Origin of the sequence: Halomonas sp. ND22Bw, from assembly GCF_003011945.1 — a bacterium.
GTDB lineage: Bacteria > Pseudomonadota > Gammaproteobacteria > Pseudomonadales > Halomonadaceae > Halomonas > Halomonas halophila.
The window spans coordinates 1-272 of record NZ_PXWD01000872.1 but is presented as its reverse complement, the minus strand read 5'-3'; the positions used below and the strand labels follow the sequence as shown (position 1 = coordinate 272).

Genomic DNA, 272 nt, shown 5'->3' with positions numbered 1-272 from the left:
GCGCGCCTTGCGGTTGCGGCCTTCGGCATCGAGCCCGGTGCCCGCGCCGGTGCAAGCCTCGATGTCGTGGCCGACGAGGCGCGCCAGCAGCATCGCCGCCACCGAGCTGTTGCCGATACCCATCTCCCCGAGCAGCAGCGCGTTGCCGGGCAGGTCGCGCACGACCCCCATGCCGTTGGCGATGGCCTCGGCGCACTGCGCGGGAGTCATCGCGGGGCCTGTCGATGCATCTGCCGTGCCCTGAGCGACCTTCCGCACGACCAGGCCAGGAC

Annotated in this window: 1 protein-coding gene; it reads right to left on the bottom strand. The window is 72.4% G+C overall.

Annotated features, from left to right (window positions below; all coding sequences use genetic code 11):
* A partial coding sequence (locus CVH10_RS20640; RefSeq protein ID WP_369335918.1) for a nicotinate-nucleotide--dimethylbenzimidazole phosphoribosyltransferase occupies positions 1 to 258 on the bottom strand: 258 nt, incomplete at its 3' end.
* Between the last annotated feature and the right edge of the window lie 14 nt (positions 259 to 272).